20 protein-coding genes are annotated in these 19,128 nt (G+C 55.8%); 1 reads left to right on the top strand and 19 read right to left on the bottom strand.

Annotated features, from left to right (window positions below; translation table 11 throughout):
* Positions 1-4: 4 nt before the first annotated feature.
* From nuoL to ndhC, 14 genes are all read right to left on the bottom strand, one after another.
* Positions 5-2,014: an NADH-quinone oxidoreductase subunit L gene (nuoL, locus tag CKV94_RS00260; RefSeq protein ID WP_003822936.1), complete on the bottom strand. Its 2,010-nt coding sequence runs from the start codon at positions 2,012-2,014 to the stop codon at positions 5-7.
* Positions 2,015-2,131: 117 nt separating this feature from the next.
* On the bottom strand, positions 2,132-2,437 hold the full coding sequence (nuoK, locus tag CKV94_RS00265; protein ID WP_003773732.1) for an NADH-quinone oxidoreductase subunit NuoK: 306 nt from the start codon (positions 2,435-2,437) through the stop codon (positions 2,132-2,134).
* Complete coding sequence (locus CKV94_RS00270; protein WP_003822937.1) at positions 2,434-3,111, bottom strand: NADH-quinone oxidoreductase subunit J; 678 nt, start codon at positions 3,109-3,111, stop codon at positions 2,434-2,436. The genes nuoK and CKV94_RS00270 overlap by 4 nt, the downstream gene beginning before the upstream one ends.
* Before the next feature lie 73 nt (positions 3,112-3,184).
* Positions 3,185-3,784, bottom strand: coding sequence for a hypothetical protein (locus CKV94_RS00275; protein ID WP_003822938.1), 600 nt, complete (start codon positions 3,782-3,784; stop codon positions 3,185-3,187).
* 76 nt (positions 3,785-3,860) lie between these two features.
* Complete coding sequence (gene nuoI / locus CKV94_RS00280) at positions 3,861-4,340, bottom strand: NADH-quinone oxidoreductase subunit NuoI (protein ID WP_003822940.1); 480 nt, start codon at positions 4,338-4,340, stop codon at positions 3,861-3,863.
* A gap of 54 nt (positions 4,341-4,394) precedes the next feature.
* Positions 4,395-4,790, bottom strand: coding sequence for a GFA family protein (locus tag CKV94_RS00285; protein WP_003822942.1), 396 nt, complete (start codon positions 4,788-4,790; stop codon positions 4,395-4,397).
* A gap of 74 nt (positions 4,791-4,864) precedes the next feature.
* Positions 4,865-5,935 carry an NADH-quinone oxidoreductase subunit NuoH gene (nuoH, locus tag CKV94_RS00290; protein WP_035580103.1) on the bottom strand — a complete coding sequence of 357 codons (1,071 nt, stop codon included), beginning with the start codon at positions 5,933-5,935 and terminating at the stop codon, positions 4,865-4,867.
* 2 nt (positions 5,936-5,937) lie between these two features.
* Positions 5,938-8,193, bottom strand: coding sequence for an NADH-quinone oxidoreductase subunit NuoG (gene nuoG, locus CKV94_RS00295; RefSeq protein WP_003822944.1), 2,256 nt, complete (start codon positions 8,191-8,193; stop codon positions 5,938-5,940).
* A gap of 141 nt (positions 8,194-8,334) precedes the next feature.
* Positions 8,335-9,630, bottom strand: a complete 1,296-nt coding sequence (gene nuoF, locus CKV94_RS00300; protein ID WP_003822945.1) for an NADH-quinone oxidoreductase subunit NuoF — start codon at positions 9,628-9,630, stop codon at positions 8,335-8,337.
* Between the two features lie 187 nt (positions 9,631-9,817).
* Positions 9,818-10,291, bottom strand: coding sequence for an NADH-quinone oxidoreductase subunit NuoE (nuoE, locus tag CKV94_RS00305; RefSeq protein WP_003822947.1), 474 nt, complete (start codon positions 10,289-10,291; stop codon positions 9,818-9,820).
* Positions 10,291-11,547, bottom strand: a complete 1,257-nt coding sequence (gene nuoD, locus CKV94_RS00310; protein WP_003822948.1) for an NADH dehydrogenase (quinone) subunit D — start codon at positions 11,545-11,547, stop codon at positions 10,291-10,293. Before nuoD ends, nuoE begins: the two co-directional genes overlap by 1 nt.
* Positions 11,537-12,127: an NADH-quinone oxidoreductase subunit C gene (locus tag CKV94_RS00315; protein ID WP_003822949.1), complete on the bottom strand. Its 591-nt coding sequence runs from the start codon at positions 12,125-12,127 to the stop codon at positions 11,537-11,539. Before CKV94_RS00315 ends, nuoD begins: the two co-directional genes overlap by 11 nt.
* A gap of 9 nt (positions 12,128-12,136) precedes the next feature.
* A complete protein-coding gene (locus CKV94_RS00320) occupies positions 12,137-12,616 on the bottom strand; it encodes a NuoB/complex I 20 kDa subunit family protein (protein WP_003771161.1) in 480 nt (159 codons plus the stop codon).
* On the bottom strand, positions 12,607-12,975 hold the full coding sequence (gene ndhC, locus CKV94_RS00325; protein ID WP_003822950.1) for an NADH-quinone oxidoreductase subunit A: 369 nt from the start codon (positions 12,973-12,975) through the stop codon (positions 12,607-12,609). The genes CKV94_RS00320 and ndhC overlap by 10 nt, the downstream gene beginning before the upstream one ends.
* A gap of 435 nt (positions 12,976-13,410) precedes the next feature.
* Between ndhC and mgtE the strand changes: the two genes are divergently transcribed.
* Positions 13,411-14,832, top strand: a complete 1,422-nt coding sequence (gene mgtE / locus CKV94_RS00330) for a magnesium transporter (RefSeq protein WP_003822954.1) — start codon at positions 13,411-13,413, stop codon at positions 14,830-14,832.
* Positions 14,833-15,112: 280 nt separating this feature from the next.
* On the opposite strand, the gene CKV94_RS00335 is transcribed toward mgtE, so the two are convergent.
* The 5 genes from CKV94_RS00335 to CKV94_RS00355 form a co-directional block, all read right to left on the bottom strand.
* Positions 15,113-15,607 (bottom strand): DUF1841 family protein, encoded by a 495-nt coding sequence (locus CKV94_RS00335; protein WP_003822956.1) that lies wholly within the window; start codon positions 15,605-15,607, stop codon positions 15,113-15,115.
* 20 nt (positions 15,608-15,627) lie between these two features.
* Positions 15,628-16,200: an RDD family protein gene (locus CKV94_RS00340; RefSeq protein WP_003822957.1), complete on the bottom strand. Its 573-nt coding sequence runs from the start codon at positions 16,198-16,200 to the stop codon at positions 15,628-15,630.
* Positions 16,201-16,393: 193 nt separating this feature from the next.
* The gene (locus tag CKV94_RS00345) at positions 16,394-16,915 is read right to left on the bottom strand and encodes a DUF3465 domain-containing protein (protein WP_003822958.1); all 522 of its coding nucleotides are present in this window, start codon (positions 16,913-16,915) and stop codon (positions 16,394-16,396) included.
* A gap of 117 nt (positions 16,916-17,032) precedes the next feature.
* Complete coding sequence (locus CKV94_RS00350; protein WP_003822960.1) at positions 17,033-18,250, bottom strand: uracil-xanthine permease family protein; 1,218 nt, start codon at positions 18,248-18,250, stop codon at positions 17,033-17,035.
* A gap of 327 nt (positions 18,251-18,577) precedes the next feature.
* Complete coding sequence (locus tag CKV94_RS00355) at positions 18,578-19,075, bottom strand: YbhB/YbcL family Raf kinase inhibitor-like protein (RefSeq protein ID WP_003822962.1); 498 nt, start codon at positions 19,073-19,075, stop codon at positions 18,578-18,580.
* Between the last annotated feature and the right edge of the window lie 53 nt (positions 19,076-19,128).

Below are 19,128 nucleotides of genomic sequence, written 5' to 3' on the forward strand. Positions count from 1 at the left end.
GCCTTTATCTGAACCAAAGTTGCCAGAAGAACACCACAATCAGCACCAACACGCCGGAAACCATGGCGGCGGCGTAGGTGTAGATGAAGCCGGTTTGCAGGCGGCGTACCTGCCCTGCCACCGCGCCGACCAGTTTGGCCGCACCGTTTACCAAGCCGTTGTCGATGATTGCGGTATCGACGGCTTTCCAGAAGAAGGTGCCCAACGCGCGCGTGCCTTTGGCAAACACGGCAAAGTAGATGTTGTCGAGGTAGTATTTGTTTTCAAACAGTACATACACCGGGCGGAAGGTCTGCGCGATTTTGGCGGGCAGCTGCGGCGCTTTCACATACAGGAACCACGCGGCCAATACGCCGCCGACGGCCAGATACAGCACGGGCGTGTGCAGGCTGTGCGACACCATGGCCATTGCGCCGTGGAATTCTTCCTTCATGATGTGCATCACCGGATGCAACTCGTGATTGACATAAATCACGTCTTTGAAGAAATCGCCGTACAGCATCGGTTCGATGGCGATGTAGCCGATAATCACGGACGGAATCGCCAGCAAAATCAACGGCAGGGTAACCACCCACGGGCTTTCGTGCGGGTTGTCGGACGGTTTCAGGCCGTGGTGGTGGCCGTGATCGTCGTGATGGTCATGCTTGGCCTCGCGCCAGCGTTCTTTGCCGTGGAAGACGATAAAGTATTGGCGGAAGGCGTAGAACGCGGTAACGAATACGCTGGCCAGTACGGCGAAATAAGCGAAACCGCTGCCGGGCAGGTTGCTGGCATGCACTGCTTCAATAATCGAATCTTTGGAATAGAAACCGGAGAACAGCGGCGTGCCAATGAGGGCGAGGTTGCCCAGCAGCATGGTGAACCAGGTAATCGGCATGTATTTGCGCAGGCCGCCCATATTGCGCATGTCCTGGTCGTGGTGCATACCGATAATCACGCTGCCCGCCGCCAAGAACAACAGGGCTTTGAAGAAGGCGTGGGTCATCACATGGAACATGGCCACGGAATAGGCGGACACGCCCAAAGCCACGGTCATATAACCGAGCTGCGACAGGGTGGAATAGGCCACCACGCGTTTGATGTCGTTTTGAATCGTGCCGAGAAAGCCCATAAACAGCGCGGTAATCGCGCCAATCACCATAATCACGCTCAGCGCGGTGGTGGAGAGCTCATACATCGGCGACATGCGCGACACCATAAACAGGCCGGCGGTTACCATCGTGGCGGCATGAATCAGCGCGGAAATCGGGGTCGGGCCTTCCATGGAATCGGGCAGCCACACATGCAGCGGGAATTGGGCGGATTTACCCATCGCGCCGACAAACAGCAACAGGCAGGTGATGGTAATCAAATCCCAGCCGAACAGGGTACTGCCGACCACGTTGGGCAGGTAGGCGAACACGTCGGCATAGCGCAGGCTGCCGCCGAAATAGGCCAGCACCAAACCGATGCCGAGCACGAAGCCGAAGTCGCCCACGCGGTTGACCAAAAAGGCTTTCAGGTTAGCGAAAATCGCGCTGTCGCGTTTGAAATAGAAGCCGATGAGCAAATACGACACCAAGCCGACCGCTTCCCAGCCGAAGAAAAGCTGGATGAAGTTGTTCGACATAATCAGCATCAGCATACTGAAGGTAAACAATGAGATATAACTGAAGAAGCGTTGGTAGCCGACTTCTTCGTCCGCCATATAGCCGATGGTGTAGATGTGCACCATGAGCGACACGGAAGTAACCACCACCATCATCAGCGCGGTAAGGCTGTCCACCAGGAAGCCGACCGAAAAATCCAGCCCGTTCATGGTCAGCCAGGTATAGACGTTTTCATCGAACTTGGTACGGCTGCCGTCGATAAACCCGCACAGTACATAGGCCGACAGCACGGCGGATACGGCCACGCCGAGTATGGTAACCGTGTGCGCGCCCCGGCGGCCGATGGTGTTGCCGAACAGCCCGGCCAGCAAACAGCCCGCCAAGGGCGTGAGGGCGATGATGAGGTATAAAGTCATGTCAGTCATGTTGTTGTCATCCTTACGGATAAATCTTTCAATTTTGTGCGGCTCGTTTTCAGGTAGCCTATACGGCTTCCTTTTGAGGCTACCTGAAACTTTCAGACGGCCTGTTTTCAGGTAGCCCTAGCCTTTGAGGCTGTCCAAATCCGTTACGTTGATCGTGTTGCGGTTGCGGTATACCAAAACCATAATCGCCAGGCCGATGGCGGATTCGGCCGCGGCCACGGTAAGCACGAAGAAGACGAAAATCTGTCCCGCGCTGTCGCCGAGGTAGCGCGAGAAAGCGATAAAGTTGAAGTTCACCGCCAACAGCATCAGTTCGATCGACATCAGCAAAATCAGCACGTTTTTGCGGTTCATGAAAATGCCCATCGCGCTGATGCCGAACAACAGGGCGGACAACACCAGATAATGCGTAATCGTAATCATGCTTTGCCCTCCCCTTCAGCGGCGTCGGATTCGGCGGCTTCGCCGTTGTTTTCTTCGCTTTCAGACGGCCTCTGCACCACAGCTTCCATCTTCACCATGCGCAAACGGCCTTTTTTCGCGTCCACTTTAACCTGATCGGCCGGATTGATGTATTTCGGCTTGAAGGTTTTGCGGTGCACCAGCGCGATGGCGGCCACCATACCCAGCACCAGCAGCACGGCCGCCAACTCGAAAGGCAGCAGGTAGGTGGTGTAAATCTGTGTGCCCAGCTCGCGCACGTTGCTGTGGTCGGCCGGCACGTCGTTCATCTGACCGAAGGCGGCCAAATCGGTGGCAGGCGCAACCAAAATCATAATCAGCGCCACGGCCATCAGCACGCCGACCACGGCGGCCACCGGCGCGTTGCGCCAGAAGCCTTTGCGCATTTCCTCCACGTCGATGTTAAGCATCATCACCACGAACAGGAACAGCACCATCACCGCGCCCACATACACCACCACCAGCGTGATGCCGAGGAATTCGGCCTGCATCAGCATCCACATCATCGCGCTCATACAGAAAGTGAGCACCAGATACAGCGCGGCATGCACCGGGTTTTTCACGGTTACGGTTTTCAGCGCGCCGAACAGGATGATGGCGGCCAACAGGTAAAACAGGATAAGTTGAAAGTTCATATTTTTGCACTTTCCGTTTCGGGATATTTCAATCGGTTTTGCTTTGCGTTCCGGCTTGGCCGGATGCGGTTTATTACTTGCGCCAATAGTTTAAAAATTCATCTGCCAAGCCTTCCGGATTAGCGCGTTCCGTCCACGACAAGGGGGCATCGTAATACTCCAATTCGTGTACCAGTACGGGAATATTTTTGCCGAACGTTCCGGCGATCACGCCCTCGGCAAACAGGCGTTGCACCACGGCGATTTGGGCTTCGACAAAGGCTTGGTAAAACTCATCCGATTTCTCGTCTGTTCCACTGCTTTCGTCCTCAGCGTCGCCGTCAAGCATGGCTTCGTATTGTTCTTCGGTGTAGGCAAAGGGCGCGTTTACCAGCCATGCTTGGAGTTCTTGATTGTTTCTATATGCGTCTACGCCCAACAATTCGGCTTCGTCTTGCAGCCAATAGGCATAATTCCACTTGGCTTCGTCATCCTGATTAAGCGTCTCACCCTTCTTGCCTTCAAACTGCCCGCAAGTGTTGTAGCTGACCGAAAGGCCGGGCAACCACTCATCACCGCCCATTACCCAGAACGATAAGGCATATACATCATCCCGAATCTCTTCAGGCAGCCCGGCCAATGCGGTGGCGGTTTTCTGAAAAACCATATCGGCGAAGGCTTGTTGCTTATCCATTCTGTATTTCCTTCAATCACGACAGCCGGAATATTGGGCTTCAGGCTACCTGAAAACTCTGCGAGCGTTCCGTTCTTTAGCGGTACGGCGCATCTGCCGCTTTGCGCTTGGCGATTTCAGCTTCGTATTGGTCGCCGATGGCCAAGAGCATCGGTTTGGTGAAGTGCAAATCGCCTTTTTTCTCGCCGTGGTATTCGAAGATGTGGGTTTCCACAATCGCATCGGTCGGGCAGGCTTCTTCGCAGAAGCCGCAGAAGATGCACTTGGTTAAATCGATGTCGTAGCGGGTGGTGCGGCGGGTGCCGTCTTCGCGCTCTTCGCTTTCAATGTTGATCGCCATGGCGGGGCAGACGGCCTCGCACAGTTTGCAGGCGATGCAGCGTTCTTCGCCGTTCGGATAGCGGCGTTGGGCGTGCAGGCCGCGGAAACGCACGGATTGCGGCGTTTTTTCTTCGGGGAAGTAAATCGTGTCTTTGCGGGCGAAGAAGTTTTTGAGCGTTACGCCCATGCCTTTCACCAATTCGCCCAGCAGGAAGGTTTTTACTAAATTAGCCATTTTCGGATGCTCTTTTCGGATTATTCTGTTTACAGGCCGTCTGAAAGCGGTTTTTTAACCTGCCGCGCCCACCATTTCTAAAAACTCGGCTTCGGTCAGCTTCGGAGTATCGTTAGCCAAGTCGTAATACGGAGCTTTGCAATCGATGAAGATTTGCGAGGTGGTTTCAAAGCCCGCGTTGTCGGCAAACAGCCCGGCGTTGATGTAATAATCGTTGCCAACTTTCACAAACAGGTGTGTGCCGCAGTGTTTGCAAAAACAGCGTTGCGCCCATTCGGACGACTGATAATGCGCAATGTGCTCGCTGCCTGTAATTTCAGGCGACTGGGCGGCCAAAGTAAAAGACGCGCCGCTGCCCCATACGCGGCATTTTCCGCAATGGCAGGCGTGGAGTTCGCGGTTTTCGGCAGTTTCCAGTGATACTGCGCCGCACAGGCATTGAGCTTTCATCGGTTTCTCTCGGTTTGAAACGGTTAAAAATTTGGGTTCAGGCTACCTGAAAACTTTCAGACGGCCTCCCTGCCCTATTTCCACAAGCTCCACGGCGAAGCCATCCACAGGCCGTAGAAAACGATGGCGACAAAGCCGATGGGAATCAGCACCTTCCAGCCCAAACGCATGATTTGGTCGTAGCGGTAGCGCGGGAAAGTGGCGCGAATCCACAGATAGCCGTAGAGCACGAAGGCCATTTTGGCAAACATCCAAATCGGGCTCGGCGTACCGACAATGCCCCAGCTTTGCGGGAAGGGCGACAGCCAGCCGCCGAGGAACATGATGGAGGTGAGCGCGCCGATTAAAATCATGAAAATATATTCGGCGAGGAAAAACAGCGCGAAGGCAAAGCCGGAGTATTCGACATGGAAACCGGCCACGATTTCGGATTCGCCCTCGGCCACGTCGAACGGGGCGCGGTTGGTTTCGGCCACGGCGGAAATCAGGTAAACGAGGAACACGGGGAACAGGGTGAACCAGTTCCACGAGAAAATCGAGCCGCCCGCGATACCGGTGCTTTGCGCGGCCACGATGTCGTTGAAGTTCAGGCTACCTGAAACCATGATCACGCACACCAACGCCGCGCTCATGGCAATTTCGTAGGAAATGGTTTGCGCGGAGGAACGCATTGCGCCGAGGAAGGCGTATTTGGAGTTGGACGCCCAGCCGGCAATAATCACGCCGTACACGGAAAGCGAGGTAATCATTAAGATATACAGCAGCCCGGCATCGACTTTGGTTAAGAGCCATTGGTCGGAAAACGGCACTACCGCCCACGCGGCAAACGAGGGCGCGAGCGAGAGCATGGGGCCGATGTAGAACAAGGCTTTGTTGGACGAGCTGGGACGGGTAACTTCTTTAAACAGCAGTTTCAACACGTCGGCAAACGGCTGAATCAAGCCCCACGGACCGGTAACGTTCGGGCCGACGCGCAGCTGCATGAAGCCGATAACCTTGCGCTCGAAGTAGGTCAGGTAGGCCACGGTCAGAATCAGCGGCACAAGGATAATCACGATTTTGACGACAATCGACACCAAGAGGCCGATGTCGTTGCCCGCCGCGCCGAACCAGCCGGCAAACAGGGCTTGAAACCATTCCTGCATCATCAGACTCCTTCCAGTTCAATCGCGTTCATCAGCCCGCCCAGTGCGACGTTAGCCGGATGCTGCGGCAGGTGGACGACGTTGGGCGGCAATGCGTTGTCGGCCATTACGGTTACGCGCACGCGGCTGCCGTTCTGCACGGCTTCGGCAGTTGCGCCGTCGGCGAGGCCGAGCGCGGCCAGCGTATCGGGGTGGACGCGGGCAGGCGGCACTTGGGCGTGCGAGGTTTGTTGCAGCGCTTCGGCGCGGCGCACGATGGCATCGGTGTGGTAGATGCCCACGCCGCCGGTACGGATCAGGCCTGCGGCGGCGGGCGCAGCTTCGCCCTGCCAACTGCTGCGGTTGTTCAGTTTTTCAGGTAGCCTTTGGGCATCCAGCGCGTCGTGCAGGATTTGCTCGCTGCTGTCGTATTCGAAGCCTTCCAGCTCCAGCAGGTTGCCCAGTACACGCAGGATTTTCCACAGCGGGCGGCTTTCATCCAAGCCTTTTACCACGCCGTGGAAGGATTGCAGCCGGCCTTCCATATTGACGAAGCTGCCGGAAGTTTCGGTGAACGGGGCAATCGGCAGCAGCACATCGCACACCTCGAGCAAGGTATCGCTGACGAACGGGGTGAACGCCATCACGCTCTTGGCCTGTTTCAGCGCGGCCACGGCGGCGGCTCCGCCCGCCACGTCGGCTTCGGGCTCAACGTTGAGCAGCAGCACGGCCTGTTTCGGCGCGGCAATCATTTCGGCAATGCTGCCGCTGTCGGCGTCCAGCAAATCCGCACCCACGCTATTGGCCGCCTGCGGCAGGATGCCGAATGACGCGCCGGTTTGTTCGGCCAGCCTTTGCGCGGCGGTGTAAATCGCGGCGTAGTCGGGGTGGTTTTGCGCTTCCGCACCGAGCAGGACGACGGCTTTTTCCGCATCTTTCAAACCGGCGTGAATCGGGTTGGCGGCATCGGCGGCGAGGGTTTTCAGGTAGCCTGCCCATTGGTTCGGATGCAGGGCTTCCTGCGCGGCCAATGGCATATGCAGTTGTTCTTTACGTGCGGCCACCACGCTGATTTTGCTGCCTTGGTTGGCGGCCACGCGCAGGCGGGCGGTGAGCAGCGGCTGCTCTTGGCGCAGGTTCGCACCCACCACCAGCACGGCTTCAGCATCGGAAAGGTCGGCGATGTTGCAGCCCAGCCATTGCGCGCCTGCCAGCGTGCCTTTCAGACGGCCGTCTTGTTCGCGCAGGCGGGTCGCGAAGTGGCGGCTGCCGATGCCGTTAGCCAGTTTTTTCGCCAGATAAAGTTCTTCCAGCGTGTTCATGGGGTTGGCCCAAAAGCCGATTTGCTCTTGGTTGCCGTCTTTGGCGATGCACTCGATGCCGTTGCGCACATATTCGAGCGCGGTTTGCCAGTCCACATCGATCCATTCGCCGCCCTGTTTGATTTTCGGGTTTTTCAGACGGCTTGCGTGGTTCAGGCCTTCGTAGGCAAAGCGGTCGCGGTCGGACAGCCAGCATTCGTTGATGGCTTCGTTTTCCAGCGGCAACACGCGGCGCACGGTGTGTTCTTTGGTTTGCACAATCAGGTTGCTGCCCAATGCGTCGTGGGCAGACACGGATTTGCGGCGGTTCAATTCCCAGGAGCGGGCGTTGAAACGGAAGGGTTTGCTGGTGAGCGCGCCCACGGGGCAGAGGTCGATAACGTTACCGGAAAGTTCGGTTTCCACGGCGCGGCCGATGAAGGTGAGGATTTCGGAATGTTCGCCGCGGTTGGCGATGCCGATTTCCTGGTTGCCGGCGATTTCTTCGGTGAAACGCACGCAGCGGGAACAGTGGATGCAGCGGCTCATTTCCCGGGTGGAAATCAGCGGGCCCATGTCTTTAGCCACCACGGCGCGTTTGGCTTCGGTATAGCGGGTGGTGGATTTGCCGTAGCCGACGGCCAAATCCTGCAGCTGGCATTCGCCGCCTTTGTCGCACACGGGGCAGTCGAGCGGGTGATTGATGAGCAGGAATTCCATCACGCCTTCCTGCGCCTGTTTGGCCATTTTGGAATGGGTGTGCACCACCATGCCGTCGGTTACCGGCGTGGCGCAGGCAGGCAGCGGCTTAGGCGCTTTTTCCACTTCCACCAGGCACATACGGCAGCTGGCGGCGATGGAAAGTTTTTTGTGGTAACAGAAGTGGGGGATGTAGGTGCCGAGCTTCTGCGCCGCTTCAATCACGGTCGCGCCCTGCTCCACCGATACTTCCTTACCGTCAATGCTGATTTGTAACATGGTGTATTTCCTACGTTACGGGTATTTAAAATTTTTCGTTGTGAGGCCGTCTGAAAAAAGGCAACGGCCTGCGGGCTGTTTTTCAGGCAGCCTGTTTTCAGACGGCCTTTTTGCTTTCAGGTAGCCCAATTATTCCGGCAGCTAGCACCACTTGTGCTCTTTCATCGGTTTGCCGTGTTCGATGTAGTGGACGAATTCGTCGCGGTAGTGCTTCATGAAACCGCGCACGGGGAAAACGGCGGCGTCGGCAAGGGCGCAGATGGTGCGGCCGGCCATGTTGTTGCCGATGCTCTCTAAAAGTTCGAGGTCTTCCATGCGGCCTTGGCCGTTTACGATACGGTGAACGATGCGGTAAAGCCAGCCGGTGCCTTCGCGGCAGGGGGTACATTGGCCGCAGGATTCTTCGAAGTAGAAGTAGCTCAATCTTTCCAATGCCTTAACCATGCACACGTCTTCATCCATCACGATAACCGCGCCGGAACCAAGCATGGAACCCGCTTTGGCGATGGCGTCGTAGTCCATGGTAAGGGTCATCATCATGTCGCCGGGAATCACAGGGGAGGACGAGCCGCCGGGGATGACGGCTTTCAGTTTTTTACCGCCGCGCACGCCGCCTGCCATGGCCAAAAGGTCGGCAAAGGGCGTGCCGAGCGGCACTTCGTAGTTACCCGGGCGTTCAACGTGGCCGGACACGGAAAAGAGTTTGGTGCCGCCTGCGTTGGGAATGCCTTTATCGGCAAAGGTCTGACCGCCGTCGCGGATGATAAACGGGACGGAGGCGAAAGTTTCGGTGTTGTTGATGGTGGTGGGTTTGCCGAACAAACCGAACGAAGCCGGGAACGGGGGTTTGAAGCGCGGCTGGCCTTTTTTGCCTTCGAGCGATTCGAGCAGCGCGGTTTCTTCGCCGCAGATGTATGCGCCGTAGCCGTGGTGGGCAAAGAGTTCGAAATCGAAGCCGCTGCCTAGGATGTTTTTACCGAGGAAGCCTGCTTCCCGGGCTTCGGCCAGAGCGGCCTCGAAGCGTTGGTAGCCTTCGAAAATTTCGCCGTGAATATAGTTGTAGCCGGCACACGCGCCCATGGCATAGCCGCCGATAATCATGCCTTCAATCAGGGCATGCGGATTGAAACGGATGATGTCACGGTCTTTGAAGGTGCCGGGCTCGCCTTCGTCGGTGTTGCAGACGATGTATTTTTCACCGGGGAAGGAACGGGGCATGAAGCTCCATTTCAGGCCGGACGGGAAGCCGGCACCGCCGCGCCCGCGCAGGCCGGAAGTTTTGACTTCGGCAATCACGTCGTCTTGCGGCGTTTTTTCGGCCAAAATTTTACGCAGGGCGGTGTAGCCGCCGCGTTTGACGTATTCGTCCAGCGTCCAGCAATCGGGATTGGCGGTATCCACTTGGTCAAAAATCACGCCTGATTGGTAAATAGCCATTTTGGTGTGCCTATGTGTTTCGGTTTCTGCTGCGGCCTTGTCGGTTTCAGACGGCCTGTCAATATTGCGGTGTTTTTCAGGTAGCCTGTTAGGCCGTCTGAAAAAGGGTTTTCTGTTTTTCTTTCCGTTCGGTTTCGGGGCGGCCTGCGTTGGTTTTTCAGATGGCCTTTACGGTTTCAGGTAGCCTCTAACCCAATTCGGCGAGTTTGGCTTCAATCGCTTCTTCAGTCATGAAGCTGCACATTTTGTGGTTGTTCAGCAGCATCACGGGGGCATCGCCGCACGCGCCCATGCACTCGCCTTCAACCAGGGTGAATTTGCCGTCGGACGTGGTTTCACCGTAGCCGATGCCGAGTTTTTTCTTCAGATACTCGCCGGCATCCACGCCGCCGCGCAGGGCGCAAGGGAGGTTAGTGCAGACGGTGAGTTTGTATTTGCCGACAGGCTTGAGGTCGTACATATTGTAAAAGGTAGCGACTTCATAGGCCTGCACGGGAGGGATACCGATGTAGTCGGCAACAAATTCGATGGTTTCGGGGGAGAGCCAGCCTTTTTCGGTTTGTGCAATACGCAGCGCACCCATGATGGCGGAACGGTGACGCTCAGCCGGGTATTTGGCCAGTTCGGTATCGATTTGCTTCAAGGATTCTGCGGATAACATTAGCGGTCTACCTCTCCGAATACGATGTCTTGCGTGCCGATGATGGCAACGACGTCGGCGAGCATATGGCCTTTGGCCATTTCGTCCATGCCTTGCAGGTGGGCGAAGCCGGGGGCGCGGATTTTCAGGCGGTAGGGTTTGTTGGCACCATCTGAAATAATGTAAACGCCGAATTCGCCTTTGGGGTGTTCCACGGCGGTATAGGTTTCGCCTTCGGGCACGTGCATGCCTTCAGTAAACAATTTGAAATGGTGAATCAGGTCTTCCATACCTGTTTTCATTTCGGTGCGTTTGGGCGGTGCGACTTTGTGGTCATCCACGATGACGGGGCCGGGATTAACACGCAGCCAATCAACACACTGCTGGATAATGCGCACGGATTGGCGCATTTCATTGATGCGGCAGAGATAGCGGTCGTAGCAGTCGCCGTTTACGCCAACAGGGATGTCGAAATCCATTTTATCGTAGACTTCGTAGGGTTCTTTTTTGCGCACGTCCCATTCAATGCCCGAACCACGCAGCATCACGCCGGTAAAGCCTTTTTGCAGGGCACGCTCGGGGGAAACCACGCCGATGCCGACAGTACGCTGTTTCCAGATGCGGTTATCAGTCAGCAGGGTTTCGAGGGTGTCGATGCGGCCGGGGAAGCGTTTACAGAAGGCTTCAATGAAGTCAAGCATGGTGCCTTCGCGGGCTTCGTTGAGCTCTTTCAACACTTTGGCATTGCGGAATTTGCTGGCTTCATATTTGGGCATGAAGTCGGGCAGGTCGCGATATACGCCGCCGGGGCGATAGTAGGCGGCATGCATACGGGCACCGGAAACGGCCTCATACAAATCCATCAGCTCTTCACGATCGCGGAAGGCATAGAGGATGGCGGTCATTGCGCCGATGTCGAGGGCGTGCGAGCCGATGCCCATCAGGTGGTTGAGGATGCGGGTTACTTCCGCAAACATGGTGCGGATGTATTTGGCACGAATAGGGATGTCGATGCCGAGCAGTTTTTCGATAGCGAGACAGTAAGCCTGTTCGTTTACCATCATAGAAACGTAGTCCAGCCTATCCATATACGGCAGAGCTTGCAGGTAGGTGCGGGTTTCGGCCAGTTTTTCGGTGCCGCGGTGCAACAGACCGATATGCGGGTCGGCGCGGACGATGGTTTCACCTTCCAGCTCCAAAATCATGCGCAATACGCCGTGGGCGGCAGGATGCTGCGGGCCAAAGTTGATGGTGTAGTTTCTGAGTTTAGTGGCCACCGTAGTTCTCCTCGCGGACGACGCGCGGGGTAATCTCGCGCGGCTCGATGGTTACAGGCTGATAGATAACGCGTTTTTCGGTTTCGTCGTAACGCATTTCAACATAGCCGGAAATAGGGAAATCTTTGCGGAAGGGGTGGCCGACAAAGCCGTAGTCGGTAAGGATGCGGCGCAGGTCGGGGTGGTTTTCGAAAACGATGCCGTACATATCAAAGGCTTCGCGTTCGTACCAGTCGGCGCTGTTGTAAATATTGATAACGGATTGAACCAACGGGAAATCGTCGTTTTCCGCCCACACGCGCACGCGGATGCGCTGATTATTCTTCACAGATAACAGCTGGCTGACCACGGCAAAGCGTTTACCGAGCCAAGGTTCGTCTTTATAAGTGCTGTAATCGACACCGCACAAATCCACCAAGAGCTCAAAGTGCATTTCTTCGTGGTCGCGCAGGGTTTGCATAATATCGAGATAGTATTCAGGACGGCATTCGACAGTTACTTCATCCAAAGCCAACAATACTTTATCCGCCTTACCTTCCAAGATGCGCTGTGCCGCGCTGTATAAATCTTTCGGGTGCATGGTGCGCTCCTAGTTGCGGGCAATGGTGTAAGTGCGTTTGATTTTGCCCTGAAGCTGAATCAGGCCGTAAATCAAGGCTTCTGCAGTAGGCGGGCAGCCGGGCACATACACGTCTACCGGCACCACACGGTCGCAACCGCGCACCACTGAATAGGAATAATGATAATAACCGCCGCCGTTAGCGCACGAACCCATCGACAACACCCAACGAGGCTCGGCCATCTGGTCGTACACGCGACGCAGGGCGGGTGCCATTTTATTGGTCAGCGTACCGGCCACAATCATCAAGTCGGATTGGCGTGGCGAGGGACGGAAAATGATACCGAAACGGTCGAGGTCGTAACGCGCCATACCGGCATGCATCATTTCTACTGCGCAACAGGCCAAACCGAAGGTTACCGGCCACAGCGAGCCGGTACGCACATAGTTGAGCACGGTATCCGCGCTGGCGGTAATGAACCCTTTGTTCAGAATGCCTTCTACTCCCATTCCAGCGCTCCTTTTTTCCACTCGTACACAAAACCCACACCGAGCACGACGATGAAGACAAACATCGACCAGAAGGCAAACTGCCCCGACTGAGCCAGCAAATCTTTGAACACCACTGCCCACGGAATCATGAACGCCACTTCCAAATCAAACAGGATGAACAAAATTGCCACCAAGTAATAACGCACGTCAAACTTCATGCGCGCGTTTTCAAACGCCTCGAAGCCGCACTCGAACGGCTGGTCTTTTTCGGCATAGTGGCGTTTGGAGCCCAGCAGCGTACCGAGCAGGATAAACAGCACGCCGGCAATCAGGCCGACCAAAATAAAGACAAAAACGGGAAAATAGTTAGCCAACATGGTTTGCACTCTGAAATAGACATAAAAATGCAGGTAAAACCAACTCGTATTGTAACCAAATTTTTTTCCGCATTCAAAATAAACAGGCTAAAAAGCACAATATTATCATTATATTATAATGATAATAATTTTCGATATTAAAATAGTGCTGGTAAGAATCACACCTCTTCACAGAGTTTTGATTTAAATCAATGCCATAAGTTTAGCCGTATAAAATATATGGATATGGAGCATGGTTTCCCAGCCACAGGCTACCTGAAAGCAGTTTGTCGCCTCAGTGCAAAAGCGTGTAGAATGCGGCGGTTTGCTATTGATGCCAGATTGGGGCTTCAAATTTATGGATCCTTCCGGTTCCCACAAGATTCTGTTTTACCTTATTTATTCTTCCTGATTTCTCCCGTGCGCCATTACCGTGATGCACGGTAAGGAGTGCGCATGCCTACCCTACTGCCCTCTTCCGAACAACCGCAGATCGACACCGGCCGTATTCACGAATTGGCCGATGCCCTGCTGCCCGTGTCCAACACCATCCGGCCCGACAGCGTGCTGGATAATCCCTATCTCAACAGCTGCCTGGCCGAACTCATCGAAATTCTGCACGAGCTGCATCCGGCCGACATTGCCGCCGTGCTTGAATCGCTGCCGCTGCAGTCGCGCTTATTGGTGTGGAAACTGGTGGAACCGGAGAGCGACGGCACCATTCTGCTTGAAGTATCTGATGCGGTTCGCGAATCTCTGATTGAAAACATGGAGCGGCAGGAAATCCTGGCCGCCGTGGAAGATATGGACGTGGACGACTTAGCCGAGCTGGCCGACGACCTGCCGCGCCAAGTCGTGGCCGAAGCCCTGCAATCATTGGATGAAGACGAACGCGCCAAAGTACAGGCCTCCATGTCGTTTGCCGACGACCAAGTGGGCGCCATCATGGACTTCGAGCTGGTGAGTATCCGCGCCGATGTTACCTGCGAAGTGGTGATGCGCTACCTACGCCGCTTCGAGAGCCTGCCCGACCACACCGACAAAATCTTTGTGGTCGACGAAAACGACGTCTTGCAAGGCGTGCTGCCCATCCGCAAGCTCCTCGTGGCCGACCCCGACGAAATCGTTGAGCACATCATGGCACGAGACATTGTGCGCTTCCGCCCCGAAGACAACACCGAAGAAGCCGCGCAGGCGTTTGAGCGTTACGACTTGGTAACCGCACCCGTGACCGATGCCGATGGTAAGCTTATCGGCCGCCTGACCGTGGACGAAATGGTGGACGTGATTCGTGAAGAAACCGAAGCCGATATGTTGAACATGGCCGGTTTGCAGGAAGACGAAGACCTGTTCGCCCCCGTGCTTGATTCCGTGAAAAACCGCTGGATGTGGCTGGCCGTGAACCTCTGCACTGCCTTCCTCGCCAGCCGTGTAATCGGCGCATTCGAAGGCAGCATTGCCCAAATTGTCGCCCTGGCCGCGCTAATGCCGATTGTGGCCGGTATCGGCGGTAACTCCGGCAACCAAACCATCACCATGATTGTGCGCGCTATGGCCATGGGGCAGCTTTCAGGTAGCCAGGCGCTGCACCTGTTGCGCAAAGAAGTGGGTGTGGCGCTGATCAACGGCGTGATTTGGGGCGGCGTGATGGGCGTGGTGGCCTGGCTGCTGTATAAAAACATCGGCATCGGCCTGGTGATGGTAGCCGCCATGACGCTAAACCTGCTGCTCGCCGCCACCGTGGGCGTGCTGATTCCAGTGATCATGGATAAACTCGGCCGCGATCCGGCACTGGGCAGCTCGGTACTGATTACCGCCGTTACCGACTCCGGCGGCTTCCTGATTTTCCTCGGGCTGGCTACAATCTTTTTGCTTTAATATCAAGCTCAAATTTTCAGATAGCCTGTTCCTACCACACGAAGGCTACCTGAAAAATTTAGCGACAGAAAGCTTGTAGCTGCAACAATGATGTTTCATACAAGGCGGTGGTCCGTAGGCAGTACTAAGTGGTACGGCTAGACGAGCCAACAATGTATGAAGAAGTAAGTATTTTAGTTATCCTCCACCATACGGCGATAGCCACTTCAATTAAAAAAAGGCTACCTGAAAGCCTCTCGGCACTTTCAGGTAGCCTTTCCCTTTAACTCAATACAGTTGGCTAATGCCCCGTTTCCATCTTTGCCACCTCATGCGGATTAAGGCGGGCATGGTCTTCCTGCCCCAAGCCAACCAGTTGGCGCAGACGGGTCATGTAGAGGTTCACATCCAGTCCCTGCCCGTTGCGCTGCGCGCTCCAGATGGTTTCGGCCAGCGCATCCATCATATCGTGTTCGGCGCGTACCCAGTCGCCAGCATAGCGGCCTTGCAGCTTATGGTGGATGGCGCGGATGCCGGGCGGTTGGTCGATATCGCTTTGCTCTTGTATCGAAAGGTGCAGCGACAGATGCAGGAAGGGATTGGTCTCGCCCTGCTCCGGCGTCCAGTTGTGCTCGAGGTAGCGTTCGATATTGTCGAGATAATGGTGATATTCGGGGTGGGCTTCGATGATGCGCAGGGCTTTTTGCTGGAGTTTGTCCAGTTGCAGCGGGGCAAAGCGTTGCCGCCATACGTCGGCAAAAAAGCGGCGCACGTCGTGGGTGTTTACATCATACATTTTCAGGTAGCCTTTGGCGCTTAATCGCGGATAACCAAGGTTTTGGCCAGCATATCCTGCCCGGTTCGGCGGTTGCCGTCTTCCATAAACATCATCAGGATGCAGGCCGCGGCCACCACCAAGGAGAGCATGCCGCCGATAAGCGGGAGGAATTTCAGTAAGATGGCCAGCGGCAGCAGAATGGCGGCTTCGCGCAACAGAAGGTATTGCACCAGGCTGGGCTCGCTGCCGTCTTCGCTAATCACGCGGATGCCCATAATGCGTTTGCCCAGGCTTTGCCCGCTATTGGCCATCAGCATGGCCTGCCCGACTACATAGGCAAGCATCGTGCCGTAGCCGATAAGCGCAGGATTGCCGAAATTGCGGCCCAACAGGCTGCCGATTAGGCCGACAATGAAGCCGATACCGACTGTAATCACCAGCATCATCAATAGGTTCAATGCCACAGCCGCTACCCGCCGCCACGGTGCGGCCAGCTCTACATTGATGCCGTCTTCATCACACACTTCGTCTTCCAACACAGCAGAACGGAAAACTTGTTTGATCTCTTCACCTATCTGACTATTGAAATTTGATTTACGAAAATCCCGCATGATTTTTCCTTTCTAATTAGTCTGACGGTTTGCTTATGGGGCCATCTGAAAGCTTGCCTCCCATTGTTTTCAGGTAGCCTATAGCTGAAATACTTCATCTTCCTACTGCGTTGGCTCGCCTTGCCGTACTGCTTGTGCTGTCTGCGGCTTGCCGCTGGTATGAAGAAATCATTATTTCAGCTCTAAAATGCTGCTACTGATAGCGCTGCCCATTGTGCTCCAACCAGCCATCTGTATGGCGGCCGGCCGGGTCGTGGTGCGTCCAGTGGATCACGCCGCCTTGGGCGTTGTATTCGTATTCGCCGGAAAAGCCCACCGTGTCGCCGCGCTGCAAACGCGGAATACGCGGTGCAAGGTCGATATTGTGTGCCACCAATACGGTTTGGCCGTTGGAGAGTTTCATGATGAAACGCTGGTGGCGCGAGCCTTGAGTGTCGTCGGGCAGAGTGCGGTGCACTTTGCCGCTGCCGCTCACCTGCACATCGCTGCGCTGCTCGGCAAAGGCTTGTGCAATCAGTTCAGCACCATCTGCTGCCGTCTTGGCAGGGGGTTGGGTAGCGTTTCGGTGTGGTACACGCGCCTGCTCGACTACGGCGGTTTGCGGCCGTGCCGCGCCCTGCTCCGGCTTGGATTTTGGCTGTTCGGCAAAGTGGAAATAGGCGGCGATACCGAGCAACACCAAGAGCCACAGCCATTTGTTTTGTTTCTTATTCATTGTTGTTTGGATTGGTTGGCAGGCTACCTGAAAGTTTGAGCTTATGGAAGCGGCGTTTTAGCTTTGCAGAAACTCCGCTTCCTTCGGAAGCTCCGTTTTCAGGTAGCCTCAAACGGGTTAATCGTCGTGCCGCACATCGGGCAAGAGCAGGCTCAGGAGAATCGCCAGCAGCGCGCACAAGCCCACGCCGGCGAAGCTGAAACTGCCCAGCTTCATTTCCATACCGCCCACGCCCACGGTGAGCACCGAGCTCACAATTACCAAGTTTTTCGGCTGCATCAGGTTTACCTGCGCGTCGATCAGCGTTTTCAGCCCCAGCGAAGCAATCGTGCCGAACAGCAGAATCATCACCCCGCCCATCACCGGCAGCGGAATCGAGGCCAGAAAAGCATTGAATTTGCCGAAAAACGCCATGCAGATGGCGAAGATGGCCGCCCAAGTCATGATGGCCGGATTGCTGTTTTTGGTGAGCATCACCGCGCCCGTTACCTCGCCGTAAGTGGTTACCGGCGGGCCGCCGATCAGGCCGGCCACGCACACGCCCAGGCCGTCGCCGGCCAGCGTTCTGTGCAGCCCCGGCTCGGCGGCATAATCCTTGCCGGTTACCTTGCCGATAGCCATGATGCCGCCGATATGCTCAATCGCCGGCGCAATCGCCACCGGCAGCATAAACAGCGCGGCCTGCCAATTCACCTGCGGAGAATGAAAATGCGGCACGGCAAACCACGGCGCGGCCGCAATCGGCGCGGTATCCACCATACCCATGGCTAAGGCCATCAAATAGCCGGCCGCCACCCCGATTAAAATCGGCACCAGCTTCATCATCTTGCTGCCGAACACCGCCACCATCACGGTTACCGCAAAGGTAAAGCCGGAAAGCAACAGCGAATGGGTGTAATCCAGCACCTGATTGCCGCCGGCCTGGCCCATCGCCATGCTGCTGGCCACCACCGCCACCGAAAGCCCGATCACCATAATCACCGGCCCGATCACAACCGGCGGCAGCAATCGGCTAACCATCGGCAGCCCGAAATACTTAATCAACGCGGCAAACACAAAATACATAAAGCCCGCCGCAAACAGCCCGAACATCGTGCCGCCCATGCCCCATTCCTGCATGGCATAGATAATCGGCGCGATAAACGCAAACGACGAACCCAGAAAAATCGGCACCTTGCGGCCGGTCAGCGCCTGAAACAGCAGCGTACCGATGCCCGCGCCCAACAGCGCCATCGCCGGGTTCAACCCTGTGAGCAGCGGCACCAGCACCATTGCGCCGAAGGCCACAAACAAAATCTGCGCCCCCGCCACTGCGGTTTTAAAAGATTGGAACATGTCTCCTCCTCGAAAAATTCAGTCGGCAAAACGGACTGGATTATACCCGAGAGCCTGTGCGTCCGCATCGCTTGGGCTACCTGAAAATATGAAAATCCTGCTGGCTCAAAACCACTCCGGCAAAAGGGAAGGCAAGACAATGCTACAACCCAAGCCAAGTCAATCCGCCATATAGTTTTCAGGTAGCCTGCCATGCCGTTGGGAGGCTACCTGAAACCGGTAGGAACACTCTTTCCCTACACACAGGCATACAAAAGGCTACCTGAAACTTTTAGCTGCGCAGCAACGGCGTTGCGTTTTCAGGTAGCCTTTGTTCACCGCATCATTTCACACATCATAAGTGCCCACTGCATAAGCTTCGGCTAGGATATGTCCGCGCATGGCGAAGTGCAGGTCGTTGTAGCGGAAACCTTGCGGCAGGTTGAGCTTGGTGTCGAGCGCATACACAAACAATTCATAGCGGTGGCGGCAGTTGGGCGGTGCCATGCCGCCATAAGCGGAGGCTTCTTCCAAATCGAGCTGCCCCAACACGCTGGCCCAGCTGTTGGCGCCCTGCACATAATCTTGAGCCGTTTGGCTGTCGTTTTCCGGCACGGAAGTGCGGGTGAGGTCGGCAATCAGCCAGTGCACCCACACGAAGCCGCTGGCGGTAATCGCATCTTTATCTTCCAACACCACGGCGAAAGATTGGGTTTCGGGCGGGGCATCGCTGATTTCAAACGGGATGGAATAAGTAGGCATGCCATTGGGGCTGAATTGGCTGCCACGTTTGCCGAAGCGGTCGGCGAATGCGCCATTTTGGATGGCGGAAGTGCTGACTTTCATGGTAATTCCTCCGGTTAGGCTCTGGGATAACCGATTATAGCGAACACATGAAT

It is taken from the genome of Eikenella corrodens (assembly GCF_900187105.1).
Classification (GTDB): domain Bacteria; phylum Pseudomonadota; class Gammaproteobacteria; order Burkholderiales; family Neisseriaceae; genus Eikenella; species Eikenella corrodens.

Coding starts and splice junctions, on each gene's coding strand:
- nuoL (WP_003822936.1), bottom strand. CDS start 2,014: ATGACTGACATGACTTTATACCTCATCATCGCCCTCACGCCCTTGGCG.
- nuoK (WP_003773732.1), bottom strand. CDS start 2,437: ATGATTACGATTACGCATTATCTGGTGTTGTCCGCCCTGTTGTTCGGC.
- CKV94_RS00270 (WP_003822937.1), bottom strand. CDS start 3,111: ATGAACTTTCAACTTATCCTGTTTTACCTGTTGGCCGCCATCATCCTG.
- CKV94_RS00275 (WP_003822938.1), bottom strand. CDS start 3,784: ATGGATAAGCAACAAGCCTTCGCCGATATGGTTTTTCAGAAAACCGCC.
- nuoI (WP_003822940.1), bottom strand. CDS start 4,340: ATGGCTAATTTAGTAAAAACCTTCCTGCTGGGCGAATTGGTGAAAGGC.
- CKV94_RS00285 (WP_003822942.1), bottom strand. CDS start 4,790: ATGAAAGCTCAATGCCTGTGCGGCGCAGTATCACTGGAAACTGCCGAA.
- nuoH (WP_035580103.1), bottom strand. CDS start 5,935: ATGCAGGAATGGTTTCAAGCCCTGTTTGCCGGCTGGTTCGGCGCGGCG.
- nuoG (WP_003822944.1), bottom strand. CDS start 8,193: ATGTTACAAATCAGCATTGACGGTAAGGAAGTATCGGTGGAGCAGGGC.
- nuoF (WP_003822945.1), bottom strand. CDS start 9,630: ATGGCTATTTACCAATCAGGCGTGATTTTTGACCAAGTGGATACCGCC.
- nuoE (WP_003822947.1), bottom strand. CDS start 10,291: ATGTTATCCGCAGAATCCTTGAAGCAAATCGATACCGAACTGGCCAAA.
- CKV94_RS00315 (WP_003822949.1), bottom strand. CDS start 12,127: ATGCACCCGAAAGATTTATACAGCGCGGCACAGCGCATCTTGGAAGGT.
- CKV94_RS00320 (WP_003771161.1), bottom strand. CDS start 12,616: ATGGGAGTAGAAGGCATTCTGAACAAAGGGTTCATTACCGCCAGCGCG.
- ndhC (WP_003822950.1), bottom strand. CDS start 12,975: ATGTTGGCTAACTATTTTCCCGTTTTTGTCTTTATTTTGGTCGGCCTG.
- mgtE (WP_003822954.1), top strand. CDS start 13,411: ATGCCTACCCTACTGCCCTCTTCCGAACAACCGCAGATCGACACCGGC.
- CKV94_RS00335 (WP_003822956.1), bottom strand. CDS start 15,607: ATGTATGATGTAAACACCCACGACGTGCGCCGCTTTTTTGCCGACGTA.
- CKV94_RS00340 (WP_003822957.1), bottom strand. CDS start 16,200: ATGCGGGATTTTCGTAAATCAAATTTCAATAGTCAGATAGGTGAAGAG.
- CKV94_RS00345 (WP_003822958.1), bottom strand. CDS start 16,915: ATGAATAAGAAACAAAACAAATGGCTGTGGCTCTTGGTGTTGCTCGGT.
- CKV94_RS00350 (WP_003822960.1), bottom strand. CDS start 18,250: ATGTTCCAATCTTTTAAAACCGCAGTGGCGGGGGCGCAGATTTTGTTT.
- CKV94_RS00355 (WP_003822962.1), bottom strand. CDS start 19,075: ATGAAAGTCAGCACTTCCGCCATCCAAAATGGCGCATTCGCCGACCGC.